This is a genomic window from Pseudomonas deceptionensis (assembly GCF_900106095.1).
In the GTDB taxonomy this organism is placed as follows: domain Bacteria; phylum Pseudomonadota; class Gammaproteobacteria; order Pseudomonadales; family Pseudomonadaceae; genus Aquipseudomonas; species Aquipseudomonas deceptionensis.
On the sequence record NZ_FNUD01000002.1, the window covers coordinates 2,009,052 to 2,028,601 of the forward strand.

19 protein-coding genes are annotated in these 19,550 nt (G+C 59.3%); 10 read left to right on the forward strand and 9 right to left on the reverse strand.

Going from position 1 to position 19,550, the window contains the following annotated elements:
* Positions 1 to 31 precede the first annotated feature (31 nt).
* The 7 genes from BLW11_RS09140 to BLW11_RS09170 form a co-directional block, all read right to left on the reverse strand.
* A complete protein-coding gene (locus BLW11_RS09140; RefSeq protein ID WP_048359014.1) occupies positions 32 to 814 on the reverse strand; it encodes a transporter substrate-binding domain-containing protein in 783 nt (260 codons plus the stop codon).
* Positions 815 to 1,080: 266 nt separating this feature from the next.
* Positions 1,081 to 3,543, reverse strand: coding sequence for a penicillin acylase family protein (locus BLW11_RS09145; RefSeq protein ID WP_048359013.1), 2,463 nt, complete (start codon positions 3,541 to 3,543; stop codon positions 1,081 to 1,083).
* Between the two features lie 221 nt (positions 3,544 to 3,764).
* Positions 3,765 to 4,406: a glutathione S-transferase N-terminal domain-containing protein gene (locus BLW11_RS09150; protein WP_048359012.1), complete on the reverse strand. Its 642-nt coding sequence runs from the start codon at positions 4,404 to 4,406 to the stop codon at positions 3,765 to 3,767.
* A gap of 202 nt (positions 4,407 to 4,608) precedes the next feature.
* Positions 4,609 to 4,818, reverse strand: coding sequence for an SEC-C metal-binding domain-containing protein (locus BLW11_RS09155; RefSeq protein WP_019823514.1), 210 nt, complete (start codon positions 4,816 to 4,818; stop codon positions 4,609 to 4,611).
* Between the two features lie 7 nt (positions 4,819 to 4,825).
* A complete protein-coding gene (locus BLW11_RS09160) occupies positions 4,826 to 5,311 on the reverse strand; it encodes an LEA/WHy family protein (RefSeq protein ID WP_048359010.1) in 486 nt (161 codons plus the stop codon).
* 32 nt (positions 5,312 to 5,343) lie between these two features.
* Positions 5,344 to 5,820, reverse strand: coding sequence for a YchJ family protein (locus tag BLW11_RS09165; protein WP_048359009.1), 477 nt, complete (start codon positions 5,818 to 5,820; stop codon positions 5,344 to 5,346).
* A gap of 4 nt (positions 5,821 to 5,824) precedes the next feature.
* Entirely contained in the window at positions 5,825 to 6,322 is a 498-nt protein-coding gene (locus BLW11_RS09170; protein ID WP_048359008.1) for a DUF6231 family protein, read from the reverse strand.
* Between the two features lie 146 nt (positions 6,323 to 6,468).
* On the opposite strand from BLW11_RS09170, the gene BLW11_RS09175 reads away from it, so the two are divergent.
* The 3 genes from BLW11_RS09175 (at position 6,469) to BLW11_RS09185 (ending at position 8,364) form a co-directional block, all read left to right on the forward strand.
* A complete protein-coding gene (locus BLW11_RS09175; protein ID WP_048359007.1) occupies positions 6,469 to 7,158 on the forward strand; it encodes a PA1041 family peptidoglycan-binding anchor lipoprotein in 690 nt (229 codons plus the stop codon).
* 176 nt (positions 7,159 to 7,334) lie between these two features.
* The gene (locus BLW11_RS09180; protein ID WP_048359006.1) at positions 7,335 to 7,613 is read left to right on the forward strand and encodes a DUF1145 domain-containing protein; all 279 of its coding nucleotides are present in this window, start codon (positions 7,335 to 7,337) and stop codon (positions 7,611 to 7,613) included.
* Entirely contained in the window at positions 7,606 to 8,364 is a 759-nt protein-coding gene (locus BLW11_RS09185) for a hypothetical protein (protein ID WP_048359005.1), read from the forward strand. Before BLW11_RS09180 ends, BLW11_RS09185 begins: the two co-directional genes overlap by 8 nt.
* Before the next feature lie 41 nt (positions 8,365 to 8,405).
* On the opposite strand, the gene BLW11_RS09190 is transcribed toward BLW11_RS09185, so the two are convergent.
* Positions 8,406 to 8,870 (reverse strand): CopD family protein, encoded by a 465-nt coding sequence (locus tag BLW11_RS09190; protein ID WP_048359004.1) that lies wholly within the window; start codon positions 8,868 to 8,870, stop codon positions 8,406 to 8,408.
* Positions 8,871 to 8,968: 98 nt separating this feature from the next.
* Between BLW11_RS09190 and dinG the strand changes: the two genes are divergently transcribed.
* From dinG to BLW11_RS09225, 7 genes are all read left to right on the forward strand, one after another.
* Positions 8,969 to 11,113 (forward strand): ATP-dependent DNA helicase DinG, encoded by a 2,145-nt coding sequence (dinG, locus tag BLW11_RS09195; RefSeq protein ID WP_048359003.1) that lies wholly within the window; start codon positions 8,969 to 8,971, stop codon positions 11,111 to 11,113.
* A 95-nt stretch (positions 11,114 to 11,208) separates the two neighbouring features.
* A complete protein-coding gene (locus BLW11_RS09200; protein WP_048359002.1) occupies positions 11,209 to 13,560 on the forward strand; it encodes a beta-galactosidase in 2,352 nt (783 codons plus the stop codon).
* Between the two features lie 111 nt (positions 13,561 to 13,671).
* The gene (locus tag BLW11_RS09205) at positions 13,672 to 14,817 is read left to right on the forward strand and encodes a serine hydrolase domain-containing protein (RefSeq protein WP_048359001.1); all 1,146 of its coding nucleotides are present in this window, start codon (positions 13,672 to 13,674) and stop codon (positions 14,815 to 14,817) included.
* Between the two features lie 248 nt (positions 14,818 to 15,065).
* A complete protein-coding gene (locus BLW11_RS09210; RefSeq protein ID WP_048359000.1) occupies positions 15,066 to 16,211 on the forward strand; it encodes a serine hydrolase domain-containing protein in 1,146 nt (381 codons plus the stop codon).
* 110 nt (positions 16,212 to 16,321) lie between these two features.
* Positions 16,322 to 17,464 (forward strand): OmpA family protein, encoded by a 1,143-nt coding sequence (locus tag BLW11_RS09215; protein WP_048358999.1) that lies wholly within the window; start codon positions 16,322 to 16,324, stop codon positions 17,462 to 17,464.
* Positions 17,465 to 17,487: 23 nt separating this feature from the next.
* Entirely contained in the window at positions 17,488 to 18,135 is a 648-nt protein-coding gene (gene pdxH, locus BLW11_RS09220; protein ID WP_048358998.1) for a pyridoxamine 5'-phosphate oxidase, read from the forward strand.
* A 193-nt stretch (positions 18,136 to 18,328) separates the two neighbouring features.
* A complete protein-coding gene (locus tag BLW11_RS09225) occupies positions 18,329 to 18,793 on the forward strand; it encodes an outer membrane lipoprotein (protein ID WP_003443142.1) in 465 nt (154 codons plus the stop codon).
* A 74-nt stretch (positions 18,794 to 18,867) separates the two neighbouring features.
* On the opposite strand, the gene BLW11_RS09230 is transcribed toward BLW11_RS09225, so the two are convergent.
* Complete coding sequence (locus BLW11_RS09230) at positions 18,868 to 19,467, reverse strand: hypothetical protein (protein WP_082136233.1); 600 nt, start codon at positions 19,465 to 19,467, stop codon at positions 18,868 to 18,870.
* Positions 19,468 to 19,550 lie beyond the last annotated feature (83 nt).

A 19,550-nucleotide genomic window follows, 5' to 3' on the forward strand; every position in this document is an offset into this window, starting at 1 on the left:
AGGCACCCACGCGCAGGTGGGTGCCGAGGCATTATTTGCCGCTGTAAAGATTCAGATCGCCGAAGTGTTTTTTCTGGATCGTGGCGTAGGTGCCATCGTCGTGTAACGCTTTGATACCTTTGTTCAGCAAGGTCTGTAGCTCTTTGTTACCTTTTTTGATACCGATTGCCGTTTTAGAAGGCAGCAATTCGCTGTCAACGGGCTTGCTGACTTCGTAATCAGCGCCTTGTGGCGTTTTCAAGAAGCCCAGTTCGGCTTGCAACATGTCCTGAATCGAAGCGTCGAGACGGCCTGAAATAAGGTCGGCATACACCTGATCCTGGTTGGCGTAGGCCTGGGTTTTGACGCCTGCCTTGTCCAGTACCGCCTTGGCGTAGGCTTCCTGGATGGTGCCTTGTTCGTAACCGACGGTCTTGCCTTTCAGTGACTCAGGGGTTGCGTCCAGGCCTGCCCCTTTTTTGAACACCAGCGAGGTCGGGCCGGAGAACAGCTCGCTGGAGAAGTCGATGACCTTCTCGCGGGCAGGGGTGACGGTCATGGACGAGATCACACCGTCGAATTTGTTGGCTTTAAGCCCTGGAATGGTGCCATCAAAGTCAGATTCGACCCATTTGCACTTGACCTTCAATTCGGCGCAGATGGCATTGCCCAAGTCGATATCAAAGCCCACCAGGCTGCCATCGGCCGCCTTGGACTCAAACGGTGCATAGGACGGGTCAACGCCGAAACGCAACTCCTTATAGTCTTTGGCAAGCGCTGCGCCGGCAGCCATGCATAAAGTCAGTGCAGAGAGGGCAAGAAATGCTTTTTTCATTATTCAATCCCTAAAACCAATGAGCGCTTGTGGCGCGTGATGACTGCTACTGGAACGCTACGACACAAGGGAAGTAGCAAGTTCCGAACCACAGTGGGACCGGGAATGAATTAAAGGGATAAATGCGGTCAGAAGGGGGGCGAGTGCTTTAAAAAAATGCACGGTAAAACAGGCGCACTTAAACAGTGCGCACAGACAAAGGGGGGAGGGCGAAAAACCTGCGAGAGCAGCGACGCGGAGAGCCAGGCACCCCGCGTCGCTGCTGTTTATTTCCCCGGCATCAACGTCAACCGTGTGGTGCCATAGGTTTTGTCGAAGTTTTGAGGCTGCATAGGGAAGCTGATGTACTGGCCCTTCAGCCAAGGGTCGATACCGTCGGTGTAGTGCGGGCTGGACGGGTTGCTGGACTGGCCCGTACTGTTTTGCCCCATCATCGGTTCGACTTGCCCGAAGTCGACGATCATGCGCATCGCCGGGATCAGGGTGACGTCGAAACTTGAGCCCGCGACGTTGTAAGCCGCGGTGTTGAGCGTGGTGTGATCACCGCCTGCCATGACCGGTCCGCGAACGGTCTGGCCGCTGGCGTTGCGCCACAGGTAGTGGTGCAGCTTGCCCCATTGCCATGCCTTGTGATCAAGGCCCATCAAGCTGTCCCCGGCACTGATGGCGCTCGCCAGGCTGCGCGCCAGGATGGCCGGTTTGTCTTCTTTTTGCGGGGTACGGGTATCGTCCCAGAAGGGGCTGTCTTCGCGGCCCAGCAAGTGATCAGCCAGGGCCGAGTACGACAGGTTGCTGTTGGCGATAAATGCCTTCCAGTTGGCGCTGGTCTCGGGGCCCAGTTCATCCAGGAAGATTTGCCGGGTGCTTTCTTGCAAAAACAGCTCATACAGCGAGGCGTCTGCCGAAGTGGGGCTGAGTTTGCCGTCAAAAGCCATCAGTCGGCCGAGTGCTTCGCGGGCTTTGGCCTGGTCTGCCACGGGCAACGCGGCAATCGCCTGCTTGAGCGGCTGCGCCATGCCGGGAGCGCTAAACATGGTTTTCAGCTTGGCCGCGAACAGTGTGGTCTGGTCGTACTGCATCGCGATCATGCTGCGAGCGTCCTGTTTGCCACTGCTGGCCAGCTGCGCAAGGCGCTCGCTGCGTTCCGGGGCCAGCCACGAGTTGGACAGTTGCATGCCGTAGCCATAGGCGGCGGTGCGCTGGTTGGCCGTACCCAGCCAGCCCTGGGCAGGGTCCTGGTCGTAGGGGTGCAGCATCGGGTCGGCGTAACCCTCCCAGTCGTAGCGGCTGTCCCAGCCCGGCGAAGGGAACAATCCCAGGCCTTCACGGCGGTTGGGGTAGAGCCCGGTCACTTGCCAGCCAATGTGGTTGGCATCGGCGTACAGCAAGTTCAGCGCGACGGCGCGGATTTCGCGGCTGGCGTCCGAGGCTTTTTCGCTGTTCTGGGCGCGGGACAGGTCGAAAAACGCATCAAGGGTTTTGTCGCCCTTCAAGTCCGGGGTTTGCAGTGCAAGCCCAAGGCTGCTGTTCAAGGCATTGGGTGTGCCCAGGGCGCTGTTGAGCAGCGGGCCGTGGCGGGTTTCGTAAATGGCCTCACGGATGGGGCGCTGACCTTTGACAAAGAACGTCTCGTTGCGCACAGTCGCCGGTAGCCATTTTCCGTCAGCGAGGTAGTACAGGCTGTTGCCTTGGCGCTTGAGTTTTTCCAGGAACACATCCTGGTTATCCCCCATGGCCATGCTCATGCCCCACGCCACCTTGCCGTTGAACCCGGCAAAGAGTGTCGGCAAGCCCGCGATTGAAGCCCCTGCAGCCTGGTATTTGGGGGCGCGGATCTGCACATAGCTCCACGCCGAAGGCACGCCGATGGGCTGGTGGATATCGTTGGCCAACAGGCTTTTACCGTTACGACTGCGCTGCGGGCCGATGGCCCAGTCACTCGACGCGGTGACCCCCGGCAGGCTCAGCTGCGTCACCTGCTCCAGAGCCTGGGCCACACTGCTCAAACCTTGTAGCTGACTGCCCAGGGCCAGGCCTTTGAGCTTGTCGGCTTCGGCAGTGGGCAGGGCTTCGTTGGGGTATGTCGGCATCAGCCAGGGGAGTTTGTCGGTGCCGACTTTTTGCGCCAGCACCAGCGAATTGAGCTCTTCTTGCAGATTGACCGACATTCCGAAGTTCAACAGGCTGAAAATCAGCGCTGAATCTTCCGGTTTCCAGTACTCGATTTTGTAGCTGGCCTGCGCCAGATCGGCCGGCAGCTTGTCGCGGTAGCGGAACAGGTAGGCGTTGACCCCGCGGGCATACACTTCGAAAAACTTTTTAAGGCGTGGAGATGCGCTTTTATAGAGCTCGTCCGCGGTTTTTTTCAGATTGACGGTACGCATCAACCGGTCGGTTTCCAGCGCATCGGCACCGTCCAGCTCTGCCATCCGGCCTTGGGCGAGCAAGCGTAGACGCACCATCTGGCTGATACGGTCGCCGGCGTGTACGTAGCCCAGGGTGAACAGGGCGTCATGAAAACTGCTGCTTTCGATCAGCGGCATGCCCTGGCTGTTACGACGAACCGATACGTTCTGCGCCAGCCCTTTGAGCGGCAGTACGCCGGAGGCAGGCACCAGGCTTTCAGTGGAGTGGTTGTTAATCTGGCAACCGGTCAGGCCCAGCAGGCTGACCACTGCCGCGGCAACGCCGAACCGGGGTAAAAAATGAGTAAGGGCTGGCGAGGCCATGGCAAAGCTCCTGCGGGGGGTAGTGTCATCGAAAGGCGCTACGTTAGTGAGGCCGATGACACCGTGCAAGCGCTATCTTGGCGTGTTGAGGCGCCTTGCGCTGCGCAACATCCGTAGCCGCTGCCGAAGGCTGCGGTAAGGTCCGAAGACCCTTTAAAAACATAGAGCCGCTGCGCGGCCCATCCCGGCCTGCGGCAGCGGCTACACACATCCTGATTGGGTTACTTCTGCGGGTTGATCTTGTCCACCAGCGCGTAAGCCCGTTCAGTGGCCGGACGCGCCTTGACGCGATGGAACCACACCTTTAGGGCCGGGAAATCGTCGAGGTTCTGGCCTTGCCATTCATGGGGCATGATCCACGGGTAAATCGCCATGTCGGCGATGCTGTACTCAGCCCCGGCGACAAACGCCCGGCCTTCCAGTTGTTTGTTCAATACGCCATAAAGACGGGCCGTTTCATCGGTGTAGCGCTTCATCGCATAAGGGATTTTTTCAGGCGCGAAGCGGTTGAAGTGATGGTTTTGCCCGGCCATCGGCCCCAGGCCACCCATTTGCCAGAACAACCATTGCAGGGCCATCTGCCGGCCGCGCAGGTCTTTGGGCAGAAATTGCCCGGTTTTTTCCGCGAGGTACAGCAAGATAGCGCCCGATTCGAACAGCGACAGCGGTTCGCCGCCGTCAGCCGGGGCCTGATCGACAATGGCCGGGATGCGATTGTTCGGAGCGATCTTCAGGAAGTCAGGCGCGAACTGTTCGTTCTTGCCGATATTGATTGGATGAACCTTGTAGGGCAGGCCGGCTTCTTCCAGGAATAACGAAACTTTGTGGCCGTTGGGAGTGGTCCAGTAATAAAGATCGATCATGAAGGGCTCCAGAAGGGGATTTTCACGCAGCGCCTGACGCCCATCAATGGGAGCCGTTGACTGTGGGATGTCAGTTTTACTCCCAAAAGCGCGTTGAGTGAAAGCCGGTGGATGGCTTCTCTGTGGGATTTTTCACGAAGCTAAAACAGAAACGCCGCACGTGCTCTAGGCAGGTGCGGCGTGTGCAGGGCGTCCCGAGGGATCAGGCGCCGTGGCACTTCTTGAATTTTTTGCTGCTGCCGCACGGGCAAGGGTCGTTGCGGCCAACGTCTTTGAGTTCGTTGCGCACAGGCTCTTGAGGTGCATGGCCGCAATGCGGGCCATGCACATGACCGTTGTCGTGGTCATGGGTGTGACCATGATCATGATCGTGGTTGCAGTCGGGGCCATGAACGTGGGGTTGTTGGGTCATTGCTCAATCACTCTGGAATAAAATCGCCGGGGATTATCTCGCCTTTACGCGTCAGGTGCACGTCGTAACCGTAGAACAGGCCGGTTTCAAGGGTGCCTTCAAACCGGTAGGGGATAGGCCGGTCTGGTGATTCAAGCAATTTGACCAGTGGGCGCACGTGTGGCCAGAGGTTGGTGCGAACCGGGATCACGAAAGTTGCATGGCTGTTGGGCTCCACACTGAACCAGTGTTCATTCTCGCCTTCAGTCAACTTAATGGTGCCCAGGTACACGGTGTAGCTCAGGCCGCGCACGGTGAGCGTCGAGTCATTGGGGTTGTCTACCCTGAAATGCAGCTTGAAGCGCTGCTCCAGCATTTTGGCCTGAACCAGCTCGACCTTCACCAGTTGTACGTCCGGGTCTTTGTCTGCCGAGCCGAACCAGGAGGCGCACCCCGACAGCATCAGGATCGTCACCAGGGCAATTGTTTTTGTTATTTGAGCCCGAGAATCCATTCCTTACTCCAGATGATCTGTATCGGTTGATCTTATTGACCGAAAAAACCGGCACAGCATTTTTTGAATTTCAGGCCGCTGGAGCATGGGCAGGCATCATTGCGCCCGACTTTAAGCGGTACGGTCGGGTCGATGAAGTACCAGCGCCCGGCGCTTTGCACGAAAGATGAGCGCTCGCGGTGACTGTGCTCGCCGTTGGCGTCGTGCCAACGTGCAGTAAAGGTCACAAATGCATGTTCAGGCTGACCGCCGAACACTTCGCTGCTTTCAACCTCCAGCCCCAGCCAGGTGCTTTGTGCGCTCCAGGCGGCAATGGACTGGCGATCGAGCCCGGCTTGTTGCACCGGCAAAGTGGTTGCCACCAGATACTCGATCAGCCCGAGCACATAGGCGCTGTAACGCGAACGCATCAGCGTTTCGGCGCTTGGGGCCGGGTGCCCGTCGTGATAATGCCCGCAGCAGGCGGCCAGCAAGTTGCCGCTGCCACAGGGGCAAATGGATGTACTCATCGGGTTACCACCAATACTTGCCAAAATTTTCCGGGTTGGCCCAAAACCTGGCATTGAGCCAGTCGGGTACTTGTTTGTACTCACGCAGATCGTAAGTGAACAGCGTCAGTACCTGCTCATCCCGCTGAAAGCGTTCGTTGCTTTGCAGGGCCAGAGCAAAAAAGTCGGTTTCTTTCCAGTCACAGGCTGCCAGGTCCGCGAGCACGGCGATACGGCTGGCATTGAGGTTGCGAATCCCGCCCAGCAGTTCCAGACCTGTGCGCTTGGGCAGATGCTCAAGGCAGTCGATGATCAGAGCGAGGTCAAAACGCTGCGCAGCCAGATGCTCGGGCAGTGCACCGGGAGGCGCCTGGGCCACCAGCGCTTCGGGGTGGGCGGCCTGATAGGCGGCCAGTGCCGGGAAGCTGCTGGCGCCAACGACGAGCAGGCGTTGCGGCACATAACGATCAAGCAGCGCAGCCAGTGCTTGCTGGGGCGTGCGTGTAGAGATACCGGGCGTCATCGAAAGTCCTCAATCAGAACGTCCAAGACTAGCGTGCGCGAGCCCCCAGGCCTAGCCCCGTGCAATCACCTTGCTGGCGCATACCCCAACCCGGGTCTTTACTTTCTGTGCATCGGCCAAATGCCGACCCTCAGGAGAGATCCCATATGAGCATCATCAGGACAGCAGTACCTTTGATTGTTCTCACCAGCGTGTTGACGGGCTGTGCCGGTTTGCAAAAAACCGACTGGCCAACCTGTGCCGCCGTTGGTGGTGTAGGCGGGGCGGCATTGGGTGCAATAAAAAGCTCGGCCTGGGCCGGGGGTGGTGCGGTGTTTGGCGCGGGCATGGCGGCGGCTTACTGCTGGGTCCACGGTGATGGCGATGCGGATGGTGATGGCGTACCGGATAGCCGCGACAAGTGCCCCGATACGCCCAAAGGCGTGGAAGTGGATGCGGTGGGCTGTCCGATAGTGGCAGTGGTTGTGGTTGAAACAGTGGTGGTCAAAGAGGAGACCATCGTGGTGCGTGATGTGCACTTCGAGTTCAACTCCGCCAAATTGACCGCCGCCGACAAGGACAAACTCAATGTCATTGCCGCGCGCCTGAAAAAAGACGCCGCCAATGCCCAGCTCAAGGTGACGGGCTACACCGACAGCGTGGGCAGCGATGCCTACAACCTCAAACTGTCCAAAGAACGTGCGCAGTCCGTGGTCGAGTACCTGATCGCCAGCGGCATCCCGCGTAACCAGTTTGCCTCTGTGGCCGGCGCAGGCGAGTCCAGCCCGGTTGCCAGCAACCAAACGCCAGAGGGGCGCGCCCAGAATCGGCGTACCGAAATCCAGATCATTCGTTGAGTCTGCCCCGGGCCCGGCCGCAAGCCTCAGGGCAGAGCGGCGCGCCCAGAACCTGAATTCGCCGCTGCTTTGATCGCCCTGGTCAAATCAGCGGCGAAACTATTTGTAATGGCCTCTGGCGTCGTGCTCCTGCAAGCCGTTAATGTGGCCTCAAAGAAAAATGCGAAGGCGGCTATATGAAGGTGCTTTGGGGGCTGGGGAAGGTATTGACGCTGATAGTTTGGGGCGTGGTACTGATCAATCTGTTCGAACCCTTGATCAACCCGTTTGATGTACTGATTAATCTTGTCGCCAGTCTGTTGCTGCTGACCCATGTGCTTGAGCTGCTGCTGTTCAAAGGCAGCCTGCAGGGCCGCCCGCATCCCTGGCGTGACCGCCTGCTGATTCTGCTGGTCGGGATCTTCCATGAGCACACCTTTGGTACCTCTTCTGAGCGAGATTCCCGTCATGCGTAAGTTATGTCTGTTGGCGGTCTTGTGCAGCCCTTTGGCCCATGCCGATGTGGTGCAGGTTCAAGCCAATTCCCTGATGCGTTTGCCCGCAAACGCCAGCGTGTTGCAGCTGGAAAAACTCGATGTGGCCGACTACGGCACCTTGTTGATTCCGGCCGGTGTCACCCAGGTCAATATCGATCAGCTGAATTTGGGCCGTGAAGCGCGTATCACCATAGTGCCGGCCGAGCGTGGCATCGAGCTGCGGGTGGCCCGTGCGGAGCTGGGCGAGGGCAGCCAGATCAACGCCCGAGGAGCCTCGGGGACGTTCGAAAAACCTGCCCGGCCAGCGCGGGATCTGACGCTGCGTATTGAGTCGTTGCAAGCCCCGAAACTGTCCATCGATGCCCGTGGCGGTACGGGGGCGCCGGGTTTTGTCGGGCTTGATGGCGGCAATGGCGACACTCCGGGTTGCACCTGGGGTGCGGCGGGCCCTGGAGCCGATGGCGACAACGGCGGTAATGGCCAGCCGGGCGCAGCAGGCGCAAAAGTACGGATTGAACTGCCGGGCAGCTACCCCGCAGAGCAAATCAGTGTGCGGGTAGATGGCGGTGCGGGGGGCAAACCGGGCGAGGCCGGGCGTCCGGGCGCAGGCGGCAAGTCCAAGGGCTGCATTGTGTACCGCACCGACGGCGGCAAATCCGGGAAACCGGGGTTGGCCGGCCAGCCGGGAGACGCGGGATCGTCAGGAGCGGTGACCCTCCAGCGGCTGTAACCTGGCGCTGTTTCAAACCTCTGTGGGAGCTGCTACCTGCTTCAGAATGTTGGTCGGGCCGCCGCAATGGCCACCAACACCAGCCCCACAATCAGGTTGCATCCCACCAGGCGCCGAATGCGGCCCATCACGGCCGCGCCTGCTGCCCACTCCTGAGCCTCTACGGCCTTGCGCAGTTCAGGCAATTGCAGCGACTGAATCCGGATAAACAGCGCCACCATTACGATGTACAGCCCCATCATGATCTGCACGTAGCGCGGGGCCGTCTCAAAGCCGTTAAAGCGCATCTGCAACAGGCCCACACCGCTTATCGGCAAAATCACCACCGCGATCCATACCCAGACAAAAAAACGCTGAAACACTTCGAGCCACAGCTTCAACCGCGCTGGGCCTTCAAGGGCCGTAATAGCGGCCGGGCGCAGGATCATCCAGGCGAAAAACATGCCGCCCACCCAGATCAGGGCGGCCAGTACATGCAGGCTGTAGGCGAGGGCAAAGGCGGTCATTGGGGTACTCCGTTCGGCGCGGGATGAATTAGCGGGGTATGATAGCGGCCATTCGAACCACTGAAAATTTATCCAGCGTTTCTTGCGCCCGAAGAACCATGATTAGTAACGAACTAAAATCCCAGATCCAGGGCGCTTACTCGCGTTTTCTCGAATCCAAGAGCCTCAAACCACGTTACGGTCAGCGTTTGATGATCGCCGAAGTGGCTAAAGTGCTGGGCGATATCGACACCGACGAAGAAAACCACCGCAGTGGAGACCCGGCTGTGGTCGCCGTTGAAGCGGGTACCGGTACTGGCAAGACCGTGGCTTATTGCCTGGCTGCCATTCCTGTGGCGAAGGCCGCGGGCAAACGGCTGGTGGTCGCCACGGCGACCGTCGCGCTGCAAGAACAGATCGTCTACAAGGACCTCCCGGACCTGATGCGCAACAGCGGGCTGAACTTCAGCTTTGCGCTGGCAAAGGGCCGTGGGCGTTACATGTGCCTGTCCAAACTCGACATGCTGCTGCAAGAGGGCCACGCGCAAACCGCGACGGCGCAGCTGTTCGAAGAAGAAGGCTTCAAGATCGAAGTCGATGAGGCCAGCCAGAAGTTGTTCACCAGCATGATCGAGAAGCTGGCCGGCAATAAGTGGGACGGCGACCGCGACAGCTGGCCCCAGGCACTTGAAGACCAGGACTGGGCCCGGCTGACCACCGATCACAGCCAGTGCACCAACCGTCATTGCCCCAACTTCGGTCAGTGCGCCTTTTACAAGGCCCGCGAAGGCATGAGCAAGGTGGACGTGATCGTCACCAACCACGACATGGTGCTGGCTGACCTCGCGCTGGGCGGTGGCGCCGTGCTGCCGGACCCGCGTGACACGGTCTACGTATTCGACGAAGGCCATCACCTGCCGGACAAGGCCATCGGCCATTTCGCCCATTACACCCGTTTGCGTTCGACGGCCGACTGGCTGGAGCAAACCGCCAAGAATCTCACCAAACTGCTTGCCCAGCACCCGTTGCCGGGTGACTTGGGGCGTTTGCTGGAGCAAGTGCCGGAGCTGGCCAAAGAGATCAAGGCCCAGCAACAGTTCATGTTTGCGGCGTGTGAGCAAATTGCAGACTTTAAAGTAGGCGAAGAGCCAGAAGGTCGTGAGCGACCGCGCCATCGCTTTATCGGCGGCTTGATTCCCGATCACATGCGTGAAATGGGTATCGAACTGAAAAAAGGTTTCTCGCGTCTGACGGATCTGTTCACCCGCCTGACCGAAATTCTCAAGGACGGCATGGACGGTGAGGTCAATATCGGCATCACCAGCAACCAGGCTGAGGAGTGGTATCCGCTGTTTGGCAGCTTGCTGTCCCGTGCCCAGGGCAACTGGGAGTTGTGGACCGCCTTTACCGTCGAAGACCCGCAAGACAACCCGCCAATGGCGCGCTGGCTGACCCTGGCTGAAAGCGGCTCTCTGTTTGATATTGAAGTCAACGCAAGCCCCATCCTTGCCGCTGAAATGCTGCGTCGCAACCTGTGGAACGTGGCTTATGGCGTGCTCGTCACCTCGGCCACCCTGACTGCGCTCGGCACGTTCGACCGGTTCCGCATGCGTGCGGGGCTGCCTAAAACAGCCGTCACGGCGGTGGTGCCAAGCCCCTTTCATCACGCGGATGCAGGCGTGCTGCGGGTGCCGGACCTCAAAGCCGATCCGCGTGACGCTACGGCCCACACGGCGGCAATCATTCGTGAGCTGCCTGCACTGGTTGAAGGCTCGCGGGGCACGCTGGTGCTGTTTTCATCGCGCAAGCAAATGCAGGATGTGTTCGACGGCCTGGAGCGCGACTGGCGCAAGCAAGTGTTTATCCAGGGCAACCTGTCCAAGCAGGAGACCCTTAATAAACACAAGGCGCGGGTTGATAGCGGGGAATCCAGCGTACTGTTCGGCCTGGCCAGTTTTGCCGAAGGCGTGGATTTACCCGGCGCCTACTGCGAACACGTAGTGATCGCCAAAATCCCGTTCTCGGTGCCCGATGATCCTGTCGAAGCGGCACTGGCCGAATGGATCGAAGCCCGGGGCGGCAATCCCTTCATGGAGATTTCGGTTCCCGACGCTTCGCTCAAGCTGGTACAGGCTTGCGGGCGCCTGCTGCGGACCGAGCAGGACCGGGGCACGATCACCTTGCTGGATCGACGCCTGGTCACCCAGCGCTATGGCAAAGCGATTCTTAACGCATTGCCGCCGTTCAGGCGCGAAATATCTTAAGTGCAAGTCGGCGTTATCGTCGACTTTGCTGTCTATGCTTTGACTTTCACCACCTCACAGGCCATTTTTCGGCCGTTTGGGAGAACCAGATCCATATGATTCGCCGTTCGCTTACTGCTGTTTTTGCGTTGCTGGTTACGACCCCGCTGCTGGCGGCGCCTGCCGGGCAACAAACCCTGTTCAACTTCGTACGCCCGGCCGATGTGGTGCAAGTGGTGACTGCGGATGCGAGCTTGCCGCAATACAATGCGGAGCAAACGGCCGAAGGCGAAGTGCTGCGCCGCGTGATCTTTAACCCGGCCGCGGCGCCAAGTCTGCGCATGACCCCGCAAACCGGCGTATGGGACTGGTCGCAGTCGGGGATGATGACCCTGCGCATCCAGAACGCGATGAACTGGGCCCTCACCCTGGATGTGACCGTACAAAGCAGTAACGGCAAAACCCTGACCAGCCGCGTCGACCTGCCTGCAGGCCCGGCGCAGACCCTGTTGCTGCCATTGCGCGCCAACTCGCCCCAGAGCCAGGGCATGCGGGCCGGTCCGCCGATGCCAATGACGGTCGATGGTCAGCGCATCCTGCTTGCCAGCAGTCAGGGTGAAATTGATCTGAGCCAGGTGGTGTCAGTAAGCCTGTCGATACCCCAACCGACTGCCGCGCAAAGCATTCTGCTGGAGCGTTTTGGTGTGCAGGACGGCGAAGGCGTGATCAAGGCCGTGTATGGCTCGATCGTCGATGGCTATGGCCAGTCGACCCGTGCCAAATGGCCAGAGCGCGTTGCAAATGACGAGCAGCTCAAGGCCGCAGCAGCCAAAGAACAGCAGCAGATCAAGGGTTGGCTGGCCAGCCGTTCCGACCAGGACAAATTTGGTGGTTGGATCAAAGGCCCAGCATTTGACGCGACCGGTTTCTTTCGCACCGAAAAACGCAATGGCCGCTGGAACCTGGTCACCCCAGAAGGTCACCCGTTTTACTCGCTGGGCCTGAACGCCGTGACTGCCAATGACAGCCAGACGTATGTCGCCGGCCGCGAATGGATGTTCAACGATTTGCCTAAAGACGGTGCCCCGCTGGCGGCCTATTACGGCACTTCGAACCATAACAACGGCAATGGCGCGTCCCAGGGGCGGGGGTTTAACGCCGGGCGCTGGTACAACTTCTATGGTGCCAACCTGCAGCGTATCTACGGTCAGCCGTGCGCCGAGGACAAGACGGTTCCGGGCGGCGATCCTGTGATCCCGTGCGCGCCACAAACCTTTGATGCCAAAGGGTGGCAGACCCGCACCCTGGATCGCCTGCAAGCCTGGGGGTTCAACACCATCGGCAACTGGAGCGACCCTGAACTGGGCCTCAATGACCGCGTGCCTTACACCTTGCCGCTGTCGATTGTCGGCGACTACGCCAGCATCAGTACCGGCACCGATTGGTGGGGCGGCATGCCTGACCCGTTTGACCCGCGTTTTGCCATGGCCACCGAGCGCGCCGTAGCCATTGCTGCCCGCGACCATCGTGATGACCCCTGGTTGATCGGCTATTTTGCCGACAATGAACTGGCGTGGGCCGGGCCGGGTGATGATCCAAAATCCCGTTATGCACTGGCCTTCGGCACTCTGCGCATGACGACGGATGCACCGGCCAAGCGTGCATTCCTCAAGCAGTTGCGTGACAAGTACCGCAACCAGCAGGGCCTGTCCAAGGCCTGGGGTGTCGATATTCCGGCGTGGGAATTGATGGAAGACCCGGGCTTCGAGGCGCCTATGCCTAACGCCGAGCACCCGGAAATCGAAGCCGATTACCAGTTTTTCCAGAAGGTCTTCGCCGACACCTACTTCAAGACTATTGCCGACTCGCTGAAATGGCATGCCCCGAATCACTTGCTGCTGGGCGGGCGCTTCGCCGTCAGCACACCGGAGGCCGTAGCATCCTGTGCCAAGTACTGTGACGTGCTCAGTTTCAACTTCTACACCCTGCAACCGCAGGACGGCTATGACTTCGCCAAGCTGCGCGAGCTGGACAAACCGGTGATGATTACCGAGTTCAACTTCGGCTCCCGCGACCGTGGCCCGTTCTGGGGTGGCGTGACCGAAGTGGCTAGCGAAGAGGCCCGCGGGCCGGCCTACAGCAAGTTCCTCAAGCAGGCCGTGGCCGAGCCGTCGATTGTCGGCGTGCACTGGTTCCAGTACCTGGACCAGCCCGTCACCGGTCGCTTGCTGGATGGCGAAAACGGTCACTTCGGCATGATTGGCATCACCGACCTGCCGTTTACCGGCTTCGTCGACAGCGTGCGCAAGGCCAACCTGCAAGCCCTCGGCCAATTGGGTCAAGAGGCTGCCAAGGCCCAGGCCGCCGCAGAAAAAACGGTCAAAGCGCCTGTGCACACCACTGACGACGGTAGCGGCGGTGGCTCTGGTGCGGGGCATGCAGGCGGTCACTCCGGTAAAGGTCACTGATTTGCCAAACCCGATGAGCGGCGATGTATTTCGTCGTTCAGCGGGTTTGCTTCCTTTCTAATTCCCATTTCAAAACTAAGGTCTTCCACTCAACTGAATGGAGTCTTGGTCATGGAAGCTAAAGGGAAGTGTGCAAGTGGATTTGAGGCCGTTCAGCAAGCCTTTGAGGCGATCTTTGATGACCCTCAAGAGCGTGGCGCCGGGGTTTGTGTGCAGGTCGGCGGCGAAACAGTTGTCGATTTATGGGCGGGGGTGGCGGATCTGGAGGGCAGCAAGCCCTGGAATCACGACACTCTGGTTAACACTTATTGCTGCATCAAGCCTTTCACCGCCATTGCGGCGCTGATGCTGGTGGAAGAGGGCAAGCTGGAGCTGGATCAGACGGTTGCCCACTACTGGCCGGAGTTTTCCCAAGGTGGTAAGAAACACATCACCTTGCGACAGGTGTTGTGCCATACCTCCGGCATTCCGGCGCTGCGATTGCCTAACCGCACGCCAATCATGTACGACTGGGATGCAATGGCTGAAGTTGTCGCAGCAGAGCCATTGTGGTGGGAGCCAGGCACCGATGTTGCCTATGGCGCCACGACCTATGGCTGGATCGTCGGTGAGCTGATTCGCCGGGCCGATGGGCGAGACCCCTGCACCTTTATCCGCGAGCGTATTTCTGAACCCAATGCTCTGGAAGTGCATATGGGCGTTGACTCAGTGCACTTTCATCGTATTGCTGCTTTTGAGCGTGCTGACGGGAGAACAGGCGATAATTACGCACAAGACTTGCGCACAGTGATGGTCAATGAGCCCGAGCATGTCGCGACTCTTGCGTTTACCAACCCTTCCAATGCCTCTCGACAAACAGCGGACCCTCGCTGGTGGGCCTATCGCCATCCGGGTGTGAATGGTCATGGAACTGCCCATGGTCTGGCGGGGTTTTACAGTGCGCTGATGGGCGGGCGTCTGGTGGGGCCTGAGATGCTCAAAGAGTTTACCCGCGAGCACAGTAACGATATGGATCGCACTCTCTTGCGTCCCATGCGTTATGGCCTGGGTTGCATGATGGAGCAACCGGCTGATCCAGGAGCGTCCCATCGCATGGGGCCAAAGGCTTTCGGGCATGTGGGGCTGGGCGGGCCGATTTCTTTTGCCGACCCTGAGCGGGAAGTGAGCTTTGGTTTCGTCACCACGACCATGGGCAGCCATGTGCTGATGGACCCGCGGGTGCAAAAGCTTGCACCGCTGGTGTATGCCGCGCTGTAAACCTGACTGTGGATGCGGGGGTGCAAAGCCCTCGTAGCAGTTGACTGGCGCAGCGAAGCTGCGTCCGGTCCGGTGCGCCACAGGCATGGCTTTTTTCACAAAAAAACTACTCCAGTACTGATACTTTGCGCGCCGGGTCATAAGTGCACAAAAATTGTGCGTCCGGAGCGCTCTGCTCTGTTTCAAAATCTTACTGGTGCTGGAACAATGCACGCCTTGTAGAGCCATGCTTGATCCAGGAGGTGCGGGTGCAGATTCAGGGTTTTCACGACCTTAAGTTCGAAACAGTACGCGAGGCGTTTGCCGATCTTTTCAATGATCCGCAAGAGCGCGGCGCGGCGCTGTGCATCCAGATCGGTGGCGAAACGGTACTCGACGTGTGGGCCGGTACGGCTGACAAGGACGGTGAGCAACCGTGGCACACAGACACCATTGCCAATGTGTTTTCTTGCACCAAAACCTTTACGGCTGTAACGGCACTGCAACTGGTGGAAGAGGGCAAGCTGGAGCTCGATGCTCCGGTGGCACGCTATTGGCCAGAGTTCGCCGCCGCAGGCAAAGAGTCCATCACGTTGCGCCAGTTGCTGAGCCATCGGGCCGGCTTGCCTGCGTTGCGCGAATTAATGCCGCCTGCTGCATTGTATGAGTGGCAGACCATGGTCGATGCGCTGGCCGCCGAAGCCCCCTGGTGGACGCCGGGCGAAGGCCATGGCTATGCGGCCATTACTTATGGCTGGCTGGTGGGCGAGCTGATTCGCCGTGCCGACGGCCACAGCGCAGGCCAATCGATCATGGCCCGCACGGCCCGGCCGTTGGGGCTGGACTTTCATGTCGGGCTGGCTGACGAAGAGTTTTACCGGGTTGCCCATATTGCCCGCAGCAAGGGCAACATGGGGGATGCGGCGGCGCAGCGCCTGTTGAAGGCGATGATGCATGAGCCAACATCCATGAGCACCCGGGCATTCGCTAACCCGCCGTCTATCATGACCAGTACCAATAAGCCGGAGTGGCGCCGGATGGAGCAGCCAGCGGCCAATGGCCATGGCAATGCCCGCAGTCTTGCCGGCTTCTATAGCGGTTTGCTGGACGGCAGCCTGCTTGAAGCCGAAATGCTGGAGCAATTGACCCGTGAACACAGCATTGGCCAGGATAAAACCTTGCTGACGCAGACCCGCCTCGGGTTGGGCTGCATGCTGGATCAGCCGGATGTACCAAACGCGACCTATGGCCTGGGGCCCAAGGCCTTTGGTCATCCTGGCGCAGGTGGGTCGATTGGTTTTGCCGACCCGGAACGGGATGTTGCCTTCGGTTTTGTCACCAATACGCTGGGGCCTTATGTCTTGATGGATCCACGGGTGCAAAAACTGGTGGGTGTCCTGGCCAAGTGCCTCTAATCGGGTATTTGTAGGCCGTAGGTCGGAACTCTGTAGCTTTTATGCTTTCAATACGTTTTTTTATGTGGGCTTAGTGCCTCTTTATTCTTAATTCATTGTGTGGATATTCAATGTCATCTAATAAGACCCTCGCTCTGGCTCTTTGCCTGGCTATTACCGGTTGCGCACAAACTCCACAGAATGACGCGGCAGGCGGCCACAAATGGTGGCAGATGGGCTCGTCCGACCAGCCATCGGCTGCAGCGGACAAAGGTGCCGCGGCCAAGCCTGCTGACACCAAAGTAACGCCGCCTGTTGCCAAGACTGCCGCAGCCCCGGCTCCGGCCGCAACGCCAGCCTCCGCTCCTGTTGCCGCAGCCAAGGACAGCGGTTCCAGCTGGTGGCCTTTTGGCTCTGACTCGGCCAAAAAAGCCGCTCCGGCTGAAAAAGAAAAAGTGGTAGTTGCCGCTGTCGTCGCCCCAGCGGCGGCTACAGCACCTGCCAAGAACTGGTGGTGGCCGTTCGGCAGCGATGCCAAAGACACAAAAGCCGCACCGGTTGGCGTGATCCCGATGCCGGACCCAAAAATCACTCAGGCCTGGCTGGACGAGTACGAGCCGCGCCTGCGTATTGCAATCAAGGACACCAACCTGCAGTTGGAGCGTCGTGAGAACTTGCTGGTGATTGTTGCCCTGGCTGACAGCTCGTTCAAGGCGACCCGTCCTGACTTGCTGATGCCATCGATGCTTGGCCCGTTCACCCGCGTGGCCAAAGTGGTTGAAGGCGACCCGAAAACCGCCGTGCTGGTACTGGGGCATGCTGACTCCACCGGCGCCATGGCGGCCAATACCCGCCTGAGCCTGGACCGTGCCAAATCGGTAGCTGCGATCTTCCGCATGAGTGGTTTGCAGGGCAACCGTCTGACCTTGCGCGGTATGGGTTCAGTGATGCCACGTGCAGCCAACGACAGCAACGAAGGTCGTGCGCTCAATCGCCGGGTTGAAATCCTGATGACTCCGCAGGCCACCATGGTGGCGCTGGTCAGCAAATACAGCCAGCCAGCCCTGTCGCCAGCCGAACTGCTTGCAGTCCAGCCTGCAGTCGCTCCTTCTGCTATCAAAAAGAGCGCAGCGGCACCTGCCAAGAAAGCCGTTGTAGCCAAGAAAGCAGCGCCGGCCAAAAAAGCGGCCAAACCGGCTCCAGCCAAAAAGCCAGTCGTTGCTAAAGCTGCGGCGGACAAGAAAGTGGCTGCCAACGAACAGTCCAAGAACTGATTGATCCGGGAAAGGATTGCGTCATGACTCAAGCATTGGCCGATATGCGGCGTGATTACACCCGTGACGGGCTGGCCGAGGCTCAGGCTCCGGCAGAGCCTTTCGCGCTGTTTCATCAGTGGTTCAGCGACGCAGTCAACACCGAGCAGCCTCCGGTCGAGGCCAATGCCATGACCCTGGCTACCGTGGATGCAGAGGGGCGCCCGCATTGCCGGGTGCTCTTGCTCAAAGGTCTGGATGAACAGGGTTTTACCTTTTTCACCAACTACACCAGTGCCAAAGGCCAGCAGCTGGCGGCGCGACCGTTCGCGGCCATGACGTTTTTCTGGCCAACCCTGGAGCGCCAGGTGCGCATCGAAGGGCAAGTGGTCAAGGTCACGCCGCAAGAGTCCGACGCCTACTATCAGGTTCGCCCCTTGGGCAGCCGGATCGGAGCCTGGGCCTCGCCGCAAAGCCAGGTGATTGCTGATCGTGAAGAGCTGGCCCAATTGCTCAAGGACACCGAGGCGCGCTTCAGCGACACCCAGCCGAATTGCCCGGATCACTGGGGCGGTTACCGGTTGCTGCCGCAGCGCATTGAGTTCTGGCAGGGCCGTGCGAGCCGCCTGCATGACCGCCTCAACTACCGGCGTGAAGGTGCTGACTGGGTGCGAGAACGCCTGGCGCCCTGAAAACGCATCCTGCAATGATGGCGCACCATGCAAAATTCCGGTTTCGCGCTACGCTTTGTTGATGTTTTTTAAATGGCTGACGAGTCTGTTTTTACTGTACAGATGCTGAATAAGGCCCTTTTATCCGCGCTGTACCGTGACAGGTACCTGGCAGCGGAGTTTAATGAATCCCTGATCTTTTGGAGTTGATCCTATGCGTAAGTCCGTTTTGCTCGTTGCCGCTTTTTCTACCATGACTGTCCTGTTGGGCGGCTGTACTTCCAGCCTGACCGGCGACACTTACTCGCGTGACGAAGCACGACGTGTACAGACCGTTCGTATGGGCACCATCGTTGCCTTGCGTCCTGTACAAATCGAAGGCACCAAAACTCCGATCGGCGCTGCAACCGGCGCAGTTATCGGTGGTGTTGGCGGCAGCGCCATCGGTGGCGGTCGTGGCAGCATCGTGACAGCGGTTATCGGCGCAGTAGCCGGCGGCCTGCTGGGTTCGGCGGCCGAGTCGGGCCTGACCAAAACCCAGGGTGTAGAAATCACCGTACGTGAAGACGACGGCAGCACCCGTGCCTACGTACAGCAGGTCGAGCCGAATCAGGTCTTCCGTACCGGTGAGCGCGTACGCATCATGACCGTTGACGGCACCAGCCGCGTTACCCAGTAAATCTGGCGCAGCGCTAAAACAAAACCCCGGCCAGTGTGAACTGGCCGGGGTTTTTTTATGTGCAGCTTCACTGGTCAGGACGAGTGACGGAACGCCTGCTCTGCGCCTGACAGCGATATGGCGATGTGGTCCAACAGCCTTTCCGCGGTGTACTTGGGCATGCTGTTGAACGCCAGCACCACGGCCAGGCCCATCACCAGTGCAGGGCGAGGGATCTTGCCGAGGGTGTTTGGCTTGAGGCTGAACAGAAACACACAGGCAGCAACCGAACCGATCAGTGCCCCTGCGATGGCTTCCGGCAACGGATGGATGGTATGAGCGACGTACTTGATGGCGAACCACCAGGTCGCCAGCAACCCGGCCCCCAGCACTGGCCAGCGCAAGCGCTGATCAAGTTGCTGGCACAGCAGGTTCAGCATCACGGTGAAGACCAGGCAGGCATTCATCGCATGACCGCTGAAGACTGCAATGCCCAGGTCTTCCAGGCCAATGCCCCATCCCTTGAACAGGATCTTGCTCACACCCACGATGAGGTAGGCGCACACCAGCACGCCCAACCACAAAAGCGCGATTTTCTTCGACGCGGCAGACCAGAGCCAGGCAGCAATGACCAACGCTGCCGGGAACATGACGGTGATGCCCGCGTACTGAACAATCTGGAATTTATCGACCACGTTTCCCTCTTTTGGCGGTTTACTCGTGACAAAGGCAACGCAGGTGATCTGCGTTGCCTTTGTCCGGGTCAGCCCGCTCCCGC